12 protein-coding genes are annotated in these 12815 nt (G+C 71.9%); 8 read left to right on the forward strand and 4 right to left on the reverse strand.

Annotated elements, in window-relative coordinates:
• Positions 1–91: 91 nt before the first annotated feature.
• From ACFY6S_RS17790 to ACFY6S_RS17810, 5 genes are all read left to right on the forward strand, one after another.
• Positions 92–2167, forward strand: coding sequence for a transketolase family protein (locus ACFY6S_RS17790; RefSeq protein WP_388818072.1), 2076 nt, complete (start codon positions 92–94; stop codon positions 2165–2167).
• Between the two features lie 8 nt (positions 2168–2175).
• Positions 2176–2832 (forward strand): HAD family hydrolase, encoded by a 657-nt coding sequence (locus tag ACFY6S_RS17795; RefSeq protein WP_388817569.1) that lies wholly within the window; start codon positions 2176–2178, stop codon positions 2830–2832.
• A gap of 404 nt (positions 2833–3236) precedes the next feature.
• A complete protein-coding gene (locus ACFY6S_RS17800; protein ID WP_388818076.1) occupies positions 3237–4238 on the forward strand; it encodes a PucR family transcriptional regulator in 1002 nt (333 codons plus the stop codon).
• A gap of 172 nt (positions 4239–4410) precedes the next feature.
• Positions 4411–4926 (forward strand): hypothetical protein, encoded by a 516-nt coding sequence (locus ACFY6S_RS17805; RefSeq protein WP_388817572.1) that lies wholly within the window; start codon positions 4411–4413, stop codon positions 4924–4926.
• 131 nt (positions 4927–5057) lie between these two features.
• Positions 5058–6542 (forward strand): flotillin family protein, encoded by a 1485-nt coding sequence (locus tag ACFY6S_RS17810; protein WP_388817575.1) that lies wholly within the window; start codon positions 5058–5060, stop codon positions 6540–6542.
• A 523-nt stretch (positions 6543–7065) separates the two neighbouring features.
• Here the strand turns inward: ACFY6S_RS17810 and ACFY6S_RS17815 are convergent.
• Complete coding sequence (locus ACFY6S_RS17815; protein WP_388817578.1) at positions 7066–7245, reverse strand: CsbD family protein; 180 nt, start codon at positions 7243–7245, stop codon at positions 7066–7068.
• Positions 7246–7465: 220 nt separating this feature from the next.
• Here ACFY6S_RS17815 and ACFY6S_RS17820 point away from each other — a divergent pair, with 220 nt between their 5' ends.
• Complete coding sequence (locus ACFY6S_RS17820; protein ID WP_388817581.1) at positions 7466–7654, forward strand: hypothetical protein; 189 nt, start codon at positions 7466–7468, stop codon at positions 7652–7654.
• A gap of 62 nt (positions 7655–7716) precedes the next feature.
• Here the strand turns inward: ACFY6S_RS17820 and ACFY6S_RS17825 are convergent, their stop codons facing one another.
• The gene (locus tag ACFY6S_RS17825; protein ID WP_388817584.1) at positions 7717–8505 is read right to left on the reverse strand and encodes an SAM-dependent methyltransferase; all 789 of its coding nucleotides are present in this window, start codon (positions 8503–8505) and stop codon (positions 7717–7719) included.
• Between the two features lie 175 nt (positions 8506–8680).
• Entirely contained in the window at positions 8681–9541 is an 861-nt protein-coding gene (locus ACFY6S_RS17830) for a helix-turn-helix domain-containing protein (protein ID WP_388817587.1), read from the reverse strand.
• 374 nt (positions 9542–9915) lie between these two features.
• Between ACFY6S_RS17830 and ACFY6S_RS17835 the strand changes: the two genes are divergently transcribed.
• Positions 9916–10755 (forward strand): glycosyltransferase family 2 protein, encoded by an 840-nt coding sequence (locus tag ACFY6S_RS17835; RefSeq protein WP_388818079.1) that lies wholly within the window; start codon positions 9916–9918, stop codon positions 10753–10755.
• 89 nt (positions 10756–10844) lie between these two features.
• Here the strand turns inward: ACFY6S_RS17835 and ACFY6S_RS17840 are convergent, their stop codons facing one another.
• A complete protein-coding gene (locus ACFY6S_RS17840) occupies positions 10845–11609 on the reverse strand; it encodes a TetR/AcrR family transcriptional regulator (protein WP_388817590.1) in 765 nt (254 codons plus the stop codon).
• Positions 11610–11766: 157 nt separating this feature from the next.
• On the opposite strand from ACFY6S_RS17840, the gene ACFY6S_RS17845 reads away from it, so the two are divergent.
• On the forward strand, positions 11767–12798 hold the full coding sequence (locus ACFY6S_RS17845) for a medium chain dehydrogenase/reductase family protein (protein WP_388817593.1): 1032 nt from the start codon (positions 11767–11769) through the stop codon (positions 12796–12798).
• Positions 12799–12815: the final 17 nt, after the last annotated feature.

Raw genomic sequence — 12815 nt, forward strand, 5'->3', positions numbered from 1 at the left:
GCCGTCGCAGTCGCCGTCCTCGCCGCAGCCCCCGTCGCCGTCATCGCCGCAGCCGTCATCGCCGTCGCCGGCCCCCTCGGCGGACCGGCCCGTGCTGGACGCGGCCGACCACCGCGCCATCGCCGTGGCCCGCGCGCTCGCGATGGACGCCGTCGAGTCGGCGGGCTCCGGCCACCCCGGTACGGCGCTGGCGCTGGCGCCCGTCGCGCACCTGCTCTTCCAGCGGCACATCCGGCACGACCCGGCGGACGCGGCGTGGGAGGGGCGCGACCGGTTCGTCCTGTCCTGCGGGCACGCCAGCATCCTCCAGTACACCCAACTCCACCTCACGGGCTACGGCCTTGAGGTCGACGACCTGCGTGGCTTCCGGCAGCTCGGTTCCCTGACGCCGGGCCATCCCGAACTCGGCCACACCACCGGCGTCGAGATGACGACCGGGCCGCTCGGCCAGGGCGTCGCCACCGCCGTCGGCATGGCCATGGCGCTCAAGCGGGACGAGGGGCGGTTCACGGGCGGCGCCGACAGCGCCCCGGCCGTGCCGGTACCGGCACGCACCGTCTGGGTCGTCTGCTCGGACGGCGACCTCCAGGAGGGCATCTCGTACGAGGCAGGAGCGCTGGCCGGACGGCACGGCCTGGACAATCTCGTCGTCGTCTGGGACGACAACAGCATCCAGATCGAGGGCTCCACGGACCTGACGACGCGTGAGGACACGGCAGCGCGCTTCGCCGCGCAGGGCTGGTTCGTACAGACCGTGGGCCTCGGCGCGGACGGCGACATCGACACCGACGCCCTCGACGGCGCGCTGTCCACCGCCCGTGCCCACGAGGGCCGGCCCAGCCTGATCGTGCTGAAGTCGCAGATCGCCTGGCCCGCGCCGAACGCCGTCAACACGCCCGCCTCGCACGGCGCGCCGCTGGGCGCGGCCGAAGTCGCCGCCACCAAGGCGCTGCTGGGCGTGGCGGAGGAGCCGTTCACCGTACCGGCCGACGTTCTGGAGCACACCCGTCGCGCGCTGGTCAGGGGCGCCGGGCTGCACCGGGCCTGGGACGAGGCGCTGGCCGAGTGGACCACCGCCCACCCCGGACTCGCCGCGGCGCGTGAGCGCGCGATCCGCCCGGTCGACGCGGCCGAGGCCGCCGACGCGCTGCCGGTCTTCGAACCGGGCGCCGAGATAGCGCCGCGCGACGCCTCGGGCCAGGTCATCCAGGCACTCGCCGAGGCGCTGCCGAGGCTGTGGGGCGGCAGCGCCGACCTGGGCGACTCCAACCGTACGACGATCAAGTCCGGCGGTTCCTTCCTGCCCGCGAGCGAGGACGGCCTCTCCGGCCGGAACATCCACTGGGGTGTACGGGAGCACGCGATGGCCGCCGCGCTGAACGGCATCGCCATCGTCGGCTACGACACGCCCTTCGCCGGTACGTTCCTCGTCTTCAGCGACTACGAGCGGCCGTCGCTGCGGCTCGCGTCGCTGATGGGGCTGCCGGTCGTGCACGTCTGGTCGCACGACTCGGTGGCGCTCGGCGCCGACGGCCCGACCCACCAGCCGGTCGAACACCTGGCGTCGCTGCGCGCGATGCCGGGGCTGTCGGTGGTCCGCCCGGCCGACGCCGCCGAGACCGCAGCCGCGTGGCTGAGCGCGCTGGCCCGCTCGAACGCCGGGTCAGCCGGCGCCACCGGCCGTCCCGGGCCGGTCGGTCTGGTGCTGGCGCGCCAGGCGCTGCCGGTCCTGCCCACCCCCACCGAAGCGGTGCGCGAGGGCGTCGCCCGTGGGGCGTACGTGGTGGCAGGGGCCGAAGAGACCGCCGATGTGGTCCTGCTGGCCAGCGGCAGTGAGGTGGCGCTCGCGCTGGCCGGGCGCGCGGAGCTGGCCGGGCGCGGGATCGCGGCGCGGGTCGTCTCCGTACCGTGCAAGGACTGGTTCGCCGAGCAGGACGCCGCGTACCGCGACGCGGTGCTGCCGCCGTCCGTGCGCGCCCGGGTGGTGGTCGAGGCGGCGTCGGTCTTCGGCTGGCACGACCTGATCGGCGACGCGGGGCGCGCCGTGACGATCGACGGGTTCGGGCTCTCGGCCTCGGCGTCCGACGCGATGACCGCCATGGGCATGACCCGCGACGCGGTGGTCGCGGCGGCGCTGGAGTCGCTCGACGCCGCCGGGTCCCGGTGACCCCCTCGGTGGACGTGGATCTCGTCGTCTTCGACTGCGACGGCGTGCTGGTCGACACCGAACGGATCGGCCCGGCCGTCGTCGCCGAGATGGCCACCGAGGCCGGCTGGCCGCTGACGGCGGACGAGGTGCGGGAACGGTTCCTCGGCCGCCCCGAGTCGTACCTCTACACAGAGGTACGGGCTCACGCCACCGTCCCCGTCGGCCCCGGCTGGCTCGACGCCTACCGGGTCCGCGTGCGCGACGCGTTCACCGCCCGCCCCCACACCATGCCCGGGGTACGGGAACTGCTGGACGCGCTCGACGCCCGCGCCGTCCCGTACTGCGTCGCCTCCAGTGGAGGGCACGAACGGATCGAGCACTCGCTGACCGTCACCGGTCTCAGGGAGCGCTTCACCGGCCGTGTCTTCAGCGCGGAGGACGTCGAGCACGGCAAACCCGCCCCGGACCTCTTCCTGCACGCCGCCCGCACCCTGGGCGTCCCGGCGGACCGCTGCCTCGTCATCGAGGACAGCCCCGCCGGGGTCACCGCCGCCCTGGCGGCGGGCATGCCGGTGATCGGCTACGCGGGCGGCCCCACGCCACGCACGGCGCTGGCCGGCGCCGGTCAGGTGATCGAGGACTTCGCCGAACTGCACGGCCGGCTCGGTCTTCGCGCGCCCTGACCGGTGTTCCGTCGCCCTGACAGGGCGGCCCGGCCCGGCACCCGGCCGACGCCGCGAACCGCTTCCCCGGCGGCACCGACCACGCCGCCGGGGACGTTTCCGTCCGCGGCCCTCGCCCCAGAGGTCGCGCTCCCCCGCGGCGGCGGCGCACCATGGGTGCGGCAGGCGTCGTCCACGGCCCGTCATCGGGCACCGAGGCGGCGGGCGTCGGGCGCCGGCCGTCCGTTTGACAAGATCGGTTCAAGAGAATCCGTTCATCAAGCGACCCGGGGGCAGGCGTGACAGTCGGAACCGGCGGCAACGGCGGGAACGGCGCCGGTGGCGCACCGGGCGGCGGCGGGCAGGTCGGGCCGGGCGGCCGGGGGGTGCCCGAGGACTTCCTGGAGGGATACGCCTCGATCCTCATGGCGGCCTCGCTGACCGGACGCAGGCTGACGCGCGCGGAGCTGCTCTCCCGGCGGGCGCTGGGCGAGCAGGCGGCGGAGGCCGGTTTCCCGCTGCGCGTACTGGTCGGCGCGCACCTCGCCGCCACCCGCGTCAACTGGCCCGACGCCGGGGCGCCCGAGAGCGTCCTCGCCGCCGTCGAACAGGCGGTGGACGCCTTCGCCGAGGGGTACGAACGGGCGCAGCGGCTGGCCGTACGGCAGGAGACGGCGGCGCGCCGCGAGTTCATCGACGACCTGCTGTACGGGCGCAGCGACCTGGGCCGGCTGGCGGAGCGCGCCGAACGGTTCGGGCTGCGCCTCTCGTACGAGCACGCGGTGGCGGTCGCCGAGGGGTTCGTCGCGTACGACGAGGAGGACGCCGTGCCGCGCGCAGTGGAGCAGGCCCTGCTCGGCCGGTTCGGCGACCGCAGCGTGCTGCTCACCACCAAGGCGGGCCGGATGGTGTGCATAGCCCCCGGCGACCAGGGCGAGATGCTCACCTATTTCGCCAAGCGGGCGTTCGCGGCCACGGACGGCGGCCGGGTCGCGGTGGGCCGCCCGCAGCCGGGGGTGGGCGGGGTGGTGCAGTCGTACGAGGAGGCGCTGAACGTACTGGACCTCGCCGAGCGCCTCGACATGGACGAACCCGTCCTGCGCGCGGCGGATCTGCTGGTCTATCCGGTGCTGACCCGCGACCGGCACGCCATGACGGAGCTGGTCGTGGGGACGCTCGGCCCGCTGGAGGCGGCGCGGGGCGGGGCGCAGCCGCTGATCGACACACTCACGACCTACTTCGACGCGGGGTGTGTGGCGGCGGAGGCGGCGCGGCGGCTGTCGCTGAGCGTACGGGCCCTGACGTACCGCCTGGAGAGAATCCACAAGCTGACCGGCGCCGACCCGGCCGATCCCACGCATCGTTACACCTTGCAGACGGCCGTGATCGGGGCAAGGCTGATGGGCTGGCCGGAAACGTCGCCTTGACGCCATGTCGCCCGGTCCTGTCCCGGCCCGGGCCCGGCCTCGTCCCGGTCGGTATCACTCGGCATCAAGAACACGTTAAGACTGCCGGAACGCGGCAGTGTCGAATGTCCGAGCGGGATGCCACTATGGAGTCCTGACCGAGAAAACTGCGGCAGAGGGGGAGGTGGGCCCGGTGACCTTGTTTCTGGGTATCGGCATCGCGGGGATTGTGCTGCTCGTCCTGTCACTGATCTTCGACGGGGTGCTCGAAGGGCTCTTCGACGGAGTCGGTGTGCTCGACGGACTCTTCGACGGCCTTCTGTCCCTGCCGGTGATCGCCGGTTTCGTGTCGATGCTCGGCTTCGGCGGCGCGATAGTTCTCGGCACCACGGATCTCGGTACCGTACCGGCCACCGCCGCGGGGGTGGCGGCAGGTGTCGGTGCCGGGTGGCTGACCTGGAAGTTCAGCAAAGCACTGATGCGTGACCAGACGTCCGTCACACCGAGCGGCAGCCACCTGGTGGGCAGCTCGGGGACAGTGGTCACGGCGATTCCGGCCTCCGGGTACGGAGAAGTGATGCTGCGGCTCGGCGGTCAGCCGATGAAGTTCTCCGCGAAGAGCGCACAGCCGGTGGCGTACGGCACGGAGGTCTGGGTCGAGGAGACCCTGTCGGCCAGTTCCGTTTCGGTACGTCCCGTCGAGCACTGACCGGAGCACCCCACGAGCATTCGCTCGGCCCGCATGTCGCGCCGGGCAACCGCTCGGCCCGCATGTCGCGCGGGAGGTCCCGCGCACACCGATTCACAACTGCCGTCCCGCCGGAGGCAAGGGAGAGAGCCATGAGTCCAGTCGTCATCGCAGTGCTGGGGGTCGTCGTACTCGTCGTCCTGCTGGCTCTTGTCGTCATCACGCGCTACAAGGTCGCCGGGCCCAGCGAGGCGTTCATCGTCACCGGCCGGCGCGGCAAGAAGTCGACCGATCCGGACACCGGCCGGATCTCCGTCGACAACAGCGGCCAGAAGGTCGTCGTCGGCGGCGGCGTCTTCGTCGTCCCGTTCGTCCAGCAGAAGTTCACGCTGGACCTGTCCAGCCGGCACATCCCGATCGCCGTGCGCGGCGCGGTCACCCTGCGCGGGGTGAAGGCCAACCTCGAAGGCGTCGCGATCGTCAAGGTCGGTGGCACGGACGACTCCATCCGGGCCGCGGCCCAGCGCTTCCTTCAGCAGCAGGGCGGCATCGTCGGCTTCACCCAGGAAGTCCTGTCGGGCGCGCTGCGCTCCATCGTCGGCCGGATGTCGGTCGAGGACATCATCCGTGACCGGGCCGCGTTCGCCGGGCAGGTCGCGGAGGAGGCCGAGGCCAGCCTCTCCGGCCAGGGCCTGGTGCTCGACGCCTTCCAGATCCAGGACATCACCACCGAGGGTTCGTACCTGGAGGACCTCGGCCGTCCCGAGGCCGCGCGGGCCAAGCAGGAGGCCGACATCGCCGAGGCGGTCTCGCGGCGTGCCGCCGAGCAGGCCCGGCTCAAGGCCGAGGAAGAGATCGCGATCGCCCAGCGGACCTTCCAGCTGAAGCAGGCCGAGATCAAGGCCGAGACGGACGAGGCGTCGGCGCGTGCCGCCGCCGCGGGTCCGCTGGCGCAGGCCGCCCGTGAGCAGGACGTGCTCATGGAGCGGGAGAAGGTCGCCGAGCGCCAGGCCGCGCTGACCGACCGCGAGCTGGACACGAAGGTCCGTAAGCCCGCCGACGCCGCGCGCTACCAGGCCGAGCAGGAGGCCGAGGCCCGCCGGGTCGGCCTGGTCAAGCAGGCCGAGGCCGACGCCGAGCGCTCCCGGCTCACCGGTGAGGGCGAGAAGGCGCACCGCGCCGCGCTCGCCGCCGCCGTACAGATCGAGGGTGAGGCGGAAGCCGCCGCGATCAGCGCCAAGGGCGCGGCCGAGGCCGAGGCCATGCACAAGAAGGCGGACGCGTTCGCGCGCTACGGCGACGCGGCTGTCCTCCAGATGCTCGTCGAGGTGCTGCCGTCCGTCGTGGCGAAGGCGTCCGAGCCGCTGAGCGCCGTCGACAAGATGACGGTGATCTCCACGGACGGCGCGGGCCAACTCGCCCGCACCGTCGCGGACAACGTGGCGCAGGGCGTCGAACTGCTCAGCTCCACCACGGGAGTCGACCTCGCCGAGCTGCTGAAGGGCATCACGTCCGGCAAGGGCACGGCGCTGATCCCCTCGGCGTCCGCTCCGGCGGCGACCGAGACCAACAGCGCCACGGGAGCCAACAGCGGGGGCAACCCGGCCAACAACGGCCGCGTCGAGGTGACGGACTGACCACCTGCCCCCGGTGGGCGGTTGGCGGGTGAGCGGTAAGCAGCGCTCTACAGCACAACGGTAGCGACGTAGGGCCCGGTCGGCGGGAAAGCCGACCGGGCCCTACGCGTATACGGCGGCTGCGCGCGCCCCGGGCGCCGGCCGCTCCTTGCTCAGATGCCAGCCGACCACCGCGTAACGCGCCACAAGCGGGTGGGCGCATACACCCCGCGCCACTGACTCTGGCGAACACGGCGGCGGGGCCACGGCCGGCGAGCGCCGGAGCTGTCGGCGAGGCTCCCGCAGGGGGGCATGGCTCCCGCAGGGCACTGTGGCTCCCGGCGGGGCAGTGTGGCTACCGGCGGGGCGGCATGGCTACCGCAGGGCAGTGTGGCTACCGGCGGGGCGGCATGGCTACCGGCGCTGCGGCGTCCGGACAGGGTGATGGCCCGGCGGAAGGGGCATCCACCGGGCCATCACCCATGCGCTCTGCACGTACGGTCACCTCGCGGGCTTCCCCGATCGAAGACTCTGTGCGCCGCGCTCATCGCTTGAACGCGTCCTTCACCTTCTCGCCGGCCTGGCGGAAGTCACCCTTGGAGCGCTCGGCGCGGCCCTCGGCGGTCAGCCGCTCGTTGCCGACCGCGCGGCCGACGTTCTCCTTGACGGCGCCCTTGACCTGGTCGACCTTGGCGGAAGTCTTCTTCTCGTTGCTGTCGCTCATGTCGGCCGCTCTCCCTCTCGAAGTGGGGCTCAATCCCTGACGACAGTGCGGGTGCCCGGCAACTCGGTACGCAAACACCGCCCCGTTCCGATACCTCCGCCCGGGTGAGATCACGCCCGACCGGTCGCACAGCGCGTTTACATGATCGAGAACCGGTAACACGCTGTAGCGAACCACTCGTGATTCTCCGACGAGACACACGACGCGAAAGGCGGGACCCATGTCTGTGATCACACTCGCCATCCTGGGAGCAGTGGTGGCGATCATCACCGCACTGCTGCTCGCGCGACCGGTGCAGGCGCACAACACCGACGCACTGCCCCGGCGGCGACACGGCGCGCACAACCGGCACCGTCGCCGCCTCCAGAAGCCGCCGGCGCAGCGTACGCCGCACCACTCTTCCTACTGACTACTGACTACTGAGCCGACGACCTTCTGACCTTCTGAAGGGACGGTCTCCGGACCCCGGTCTCAGCGGACGCGCGCCACTCCCGCGTAGAAGGAGCTCTGTTCGTCCGCGGGGGCCGGGGTCCCCCGGTACCAGTGCGGTGCCGTCACCAGCCCCGGTTCCACCAGCTCCAGCCCGTCGAAGAACCGCAGGACCTCGGCGTGGGTACGCAACCGCAGGGCTATGCCGCCCTTCCCGTACGTATTGGTGACCCGCCCCACCAGGCTCTGCGGCTGGAAGTCGGCGGTGCCCTGCGAGAAGACCAGAACGCTGCCGGACGGCAGCGCGTCCACCAGGGTCCGGGTGATCCCGTACGGGTCGTGCTCGTCAGGGACGAAGTGCATCAGCGCGATGAGCGACAGCGCGACGGGACGGCTGAAGTCCAGGAAACTCCGCGCGTGGTCGAGGATCTCCTGCGGCCGGCGCACATCGGCCTCGATGTAGTCGGTGGCGCCCTCCGGGGTGCTGATCAGCAGGGCTTCCGCGTGACGCAGGACGATCGGGTCGTTGTCGGTGTACACGACTCTCGACTTCGGGGCGATCCCCTGGACGATCTGGTGCAGATTCGGCTCGGTGGGGATGCCCGTACCGATGTCGAGGAACTGGTCGATCCCCTCGCCGGCCACCCACGCGACGGCGCGGTGCATGAACTCCCGGTTCAGCCGGGAGTCGCGCCGTGACGCCTCGGGCAGTTGCCTGCCCACCTCCTGGTCGACGACGTAGTTGTCCTTTCCGCCGAGCAGATAGTCGTAGACCCGCGCCGGATGCGGCTTGCTGGTGTCGACCTGGGGCTTGGGGGTGCGTGCCGTCATGGGGAAACTCCGTTGCGATGTCTGACGCGAAATTCGACGCGGCGCCCGGTGCGGCGCTCGCGGTGCTCGGTGGGGTACGGGACGCGCCGGCCGACGCGGTACCGGTCGGCGCTGCGCCCCGGCCGGGGGCCGCCGCGCCGCCCGGACGGGCGGTCGGAACACGCCGGGGCCGCCATCACAGTCCCTTACGGAAATCAGCGAGGATCTGCCGGGTCCTGCGCGCGGATTCCGCGTGGGCGACCATGCGGTCCATCGCCTCCACGTGCTCCGAGACCTCGGCGGGGTTGTCGAGGTAGAGCGCGCCCGTCAGATACTCGACGTAGACCATGTCGGGCAGTTCGGGAACGGCGAAGCGGAACAGCACGAAGGGGCTGTACGTCCCCGGATGGTGACCCGCAGCGAACTCGGCTATCTGGAGCGTCACGTTGGGCAGCTCGGTCGCCTCCAGCAGCCGGTCGACCTGCGCCCGCATGACGTCCGCCGAACCGACCCGCCGGTGCAGGACCGTTTCATCCAGCACGACCCAGAAAGCCGGCGCACCGGACCGGGTGAGCAGCCGCTGACGCTCCATGCGCAGGGCGACATGGCGCTCGATCCTCGCGGGGTTGCTCCGGCCGACCTCGCCGTACGTCAGGACAGCGCGGGCGTAGTCCTCGGTCTGGAGCAGCCCGGGAACGTAGTGCGGCTCGTATCCCCGGATGGTCTTGGCGGCCTCTTCGAGGCTGACATGGCCGCCGAACCAGTCCGGCAGGACATCGTGGAACCGCTGCCACCAGCCGGGTCTGTTGGCCTCGTCGGCCAGCCGGAGGAAGGTGGTCACCTCGTCCTCGGGAAGGCCGTACGCACGGAGCAGTATCTCCACGTAGGGGATCTTGAAGCCGACCTCGGCGGTCTCCATCCGGCGCACGGTGGCCGCGGTGACGTGCAGCAGCCGCGCCGCCCGGCCCCGGTCCAGTCCGGCGCGCTCACGGAGTGTCTGGAGCTGCTTGCCGAGGACCAGTTGGCCAATGGTCGGGGCAGGCCGCGGCTCGCTCACACCAGACCTCCGGGCACCACCATGCGGGCAGTTTGCCACAGCGGCGTGACCAGGGAACACAGCCCTGGATCACGGACGGATTGCGGGATCGTGAGCTGTTGGCAAAAGCCCGGCCCGGCCGCCCGGTGCCGTCGGCCCCTCCGTGGTCCGCCAGTCGATTCCCTACGCGGCCGAGGTGAACCGGAAGCGTCCGCCGGAGCCTCTTCCGGTGGCGGGAGAGCGACGGCTGCCGGTTAGCATCGGTTCTCTGACGTACGGTGCCTCGGCCGGGGCCCGACCCCCCGCGGAATGCCTGGCTGAATGCCCGGCGCCCTACTGAGTGCTGGAGTGATCTGGACGTGTCCCGACCGCGTGTGGGTGTGGCCGTGCTGACCATGGGCAATCGGCCTGTCGAGCTGCGGGCCCTGCTGGATTCCGTGGCCAAGCAGCAGGAGGCCGCCACCAGGATCGTGGTGGTCGGCAACGGCGCGCCGCTGCCCGAGCTGCCCGAGGGCGTCACCGGCGTGGAGCTGGCGGAGAACCTCGGCGTCTCCGGTGGGCGCAACGTCGCGATGGAGAAGCTCCGCGAGGCCGGTGACGTGGACGTACTCGTCAATCTCGACGACGACGGCCTGCTCATCGAGGCCGATGTGATCACCCGCGTCGCCGACCTGTACGAGGCCGATCCCCGGCTCGGCATCGTCAGCTTCCGTATCGCCGACGAGACCGGCCTCACCCAGCGGCGGCACGTGCCCCGGCTGCGCGTGGACGACCCGATGCGCGGCGGCGAGGTGACCACGTTCCTCGGCGGCGGGCACGCGCTGTCCATGCGGATGCTGGAGGGTACGGGCGGCTGGCCCGACGCGTTCTTCTTCACGCACGAGGAGACCGACCTCGCGTGGCGCGCGCTGGACGCGGGCTGGACGATCCTCTACGCACCGGAGCTGGTCCTCCAGCACCCGAGGACGTCACCCGCCCGGCATTCCGAGTACTACCGGATGACCGCCCGCAACCGGGTGTGGCTGGCCCGCAGGCATCTGCCCGCGCTCCTCGTACCGGCCTACCTCGGCACGTGGATCCTGCTCACGCTGGCGCGCACGCGGTCGGTGAGCGGGCTGAAGGCGTGGTTCGGCGGCTTCTTCGAGGGCGTGCGGACGCCGTGCGGAACGCGGCGGCCGATGCGCTGGCGTACGGTCCGGCGGATGACGGCGCTGGGCCGGCCGCCGGTCATCTGACCGGCCGCGCGCCGTCGGCGTCGTCCCCGACCGGCGGCGCGACTCCCTGTCGACGCAAGGCGTCATGGACGGTCGCCGGGCGCCGGGCGTCACGGACGGACGGCGGGCGCCTGCGGAATCAGCTCGCCCAACTCGGCCTCGAAGAGCATCGCCGGGTCGAACCCCATCCCGTTGAAGTGGCCCGCGAGTTCCAGGGACAGCACACCGTGCAGCCGGGTCCACACGGTCAGGGCGTGGTGCAGGACCACGGGCGCGGCACGCTGGTCCTCCGCCCACGGGCGATGGCCTTCGAGCCGCGCCTCCAGATGTGATTCCAGCGCCGTCGCCGCCGGGCCGCCGGAGCCGGGCGCCCCGGAGCCGGGCGTCTCTGGACCGGGCCCCCCGGAGCCGGGCGTCTCTGGACCCTGCGTCTCTGGACCGGGCGGGGCCGACGCTTCGCAGGCGTCGAGCAGGACCGCCATGATCTCGGACGCGATCGCGGTGATGTAGTCGGGCGCGTGATAGCCGGGGACGGGCGTCCCGTACACGAGGAAGTAGCGCTGCGGGTCCTCCAGCGCCCATCCGCGCAGCGCACGGGCGAGCGCGGACAGATCGGCGTCGGGCCCGGCCGCGGCCCGGACGGTGTCGGCGAGGCTGCGGTACGCGTCCCTGATCAGCTCGGTGATCAGCTCGTCCCGGCTGCCGAAATACCGGTAGAGCGCGGGGCCGCTCATGCCCATCAGCTTGGCGATCGCGTTGAGCGAGAGCGCCGACGCCCCCGCCGTGGCTATCTGCTCCCACGCGCGTTCCTTGATCTCCTCGCGTACCTGAGCGCGGTAGCGCTCGCGCGGAGTCTTCGTGCTCGATGCCGCCATGACCTGCCTCTTTCCCCATCCTCGCAACTACACCTTCACGGCACAGTTAGAAGGTATCACGGAACTTATTGACACTCGCATAGTTGTTGAGTTACAACTTGTAACGAACGAGAGAGCAGATAACCGACCACGGTGCGCCGTGGAGATGGAGGTCGTCATGAACGCCGAGGGACTCGTCGAGGTCGTCCTGCCGGGCAAGGTGGAGCCGGACGGGCTTCAGCTCCGGCACGGCTCCGTCCCTGCCCCCGGCCCGGGGCAGATCGTGATCCGGATGGAGGCGACCGGGGTGTCGTTCGCCGAGCAGCAGATGCGCCGCGGCCGGTACTACGACCAGCCGGCGTACCCCTTTGTCCCCGGCTACGACCTGGTCGGCAGGGTGGCGGCGGTCGGCGCGGGCGTCGAGCCGGGCCTGACCGGCACCCGGGTGGCCGCGCTGGTCAAGGTCGGCGGCTGGGCGAGCCATGTGCTGGTCGACGCGGCGGACGCGGTGCGGGTGCCCGACGGGATCGGCGCGGCGGAGGCGGAGACCATGGTGGTCAACGGCATCACCGCCTGGCAGATGCTGCACCGCAAGGCGCGCATCCGCGCCGGTCAGACGGTCCTGGTGCTCGGGGCCAACGGTGGCGTCGGCTCGGTCCTGGTCCAGCTCGCCAGGGCCGCGGGGGTCAAGGTGATCGGGACGGCGTCCGCACGCCACCACGACGCCCTGCGGGACCAGGGTGTCGTCCCCGTCGACTACCGCGCCGACGACATCACCGCGCGGGTCCGCGCGGTGGCGCCCGGCGGGGTGGACGCCGTCTTCGACCACGTCGGGGGCCAGGGCCTCGTCGACTCCTGGCGCCTCCTCGCGCCCGGCGGCACGCTCGTCTCGTACGGCAGCGCGTCCACCCGGGACGACGAGGGTTCGAAGCAGTGGCCCGTGCTGAAGCTGCTCGGCCGGGTGTGGCTGTGGAACGCGCTGCCCAACGGACGGCGGGCCTACTTCTTCAACATCTGGGCCGGCCGCGCCCTGGCGAAGAACCGCTTCAGAGCCCAGCTGCGCGGCGACCTGACCCAGGTCTTCGCAGCCTTCCAGCGCGGTGATGTCACCGCGCGGATAGCCGCCCAACTGCCGCTCAGCCGCGCCTCCGAGGCGATGAAGCTGGCCGAATCCGGCACGGTCGCCGGAAAGGTCGTGCTGAACCCGTAGCACGCCGGTACGGCGGT

The sequence above is a fragment of the Streptomyces sp. NPDC012835 genome, from assembly GCF_042900885.1.
GTDB lineage: Bacteria > Actinomycetota > Actinomycetes > Streptomycetales > Streptomycetaceae > Streptomyces.

Bases quoted from the DNA above. Each gene is read 5' to 3' on its own strand.
- ACFY6S_RS17800 (WP_388818076.1), top strand. From the start codon at position 3,237: ATGGCGGCCTCGCTGACCGGACGCAGGCTGACGCGCGCGGAGCTGCTC.
- ACFY6S_RS17810 (WP_388817575.1), top strand. From the start codon at position 5,058: ATGAGTCCAGTCGTCATCGCAGTGCTGGGGGTCGTCGTACTCGTCGTC.
- ACFY6S_RS17815 (WP_388817578.1), bottom strand. From the start codon at position 7,245: ATGAGCGACAGCAACGAGAAGAAGACTTCCGCCAAGGTCGACCAGGTC.
- ACFY6S_RS17820 (WP_388817581.1), top strand. From the start codon at position 7,466: ATGTCTGTGATCACACTCGCCATCCTGGGAGCAGTGGTGGCGATCATC.
- ACFY6S_RS17825 (WP_388817584.1), bottom strand. From the start codon at position 8,505: ATGACGGCACGCACCCCCAAGCCCCAGGTCGACACCAGCAAGCCGCAT.
- ACFY6S_RS17835 (WP_388818079.1), top strand. From the start codon at position 9,916: ATGGGCAATCGGCCTGTCGAGCTGCGGGCCCTGCTGGATTCCGTGGCC.
- ACFY6S_RS17840 (WP_388817590.1), bottom strand. From the start codon at position 11,609: ATGGCGGCATCGAGCACGAAGACTCCGCGCGAGCGCTACCGCGCTCAG.
- ACFY6S_RS17845 (WP_388817593.1), top strand. From the start codon at position 11,767: ATGAACGCCGAGGGACTCGTCGAGGTCGTCCTGCCGGGCAAGGTGGAG.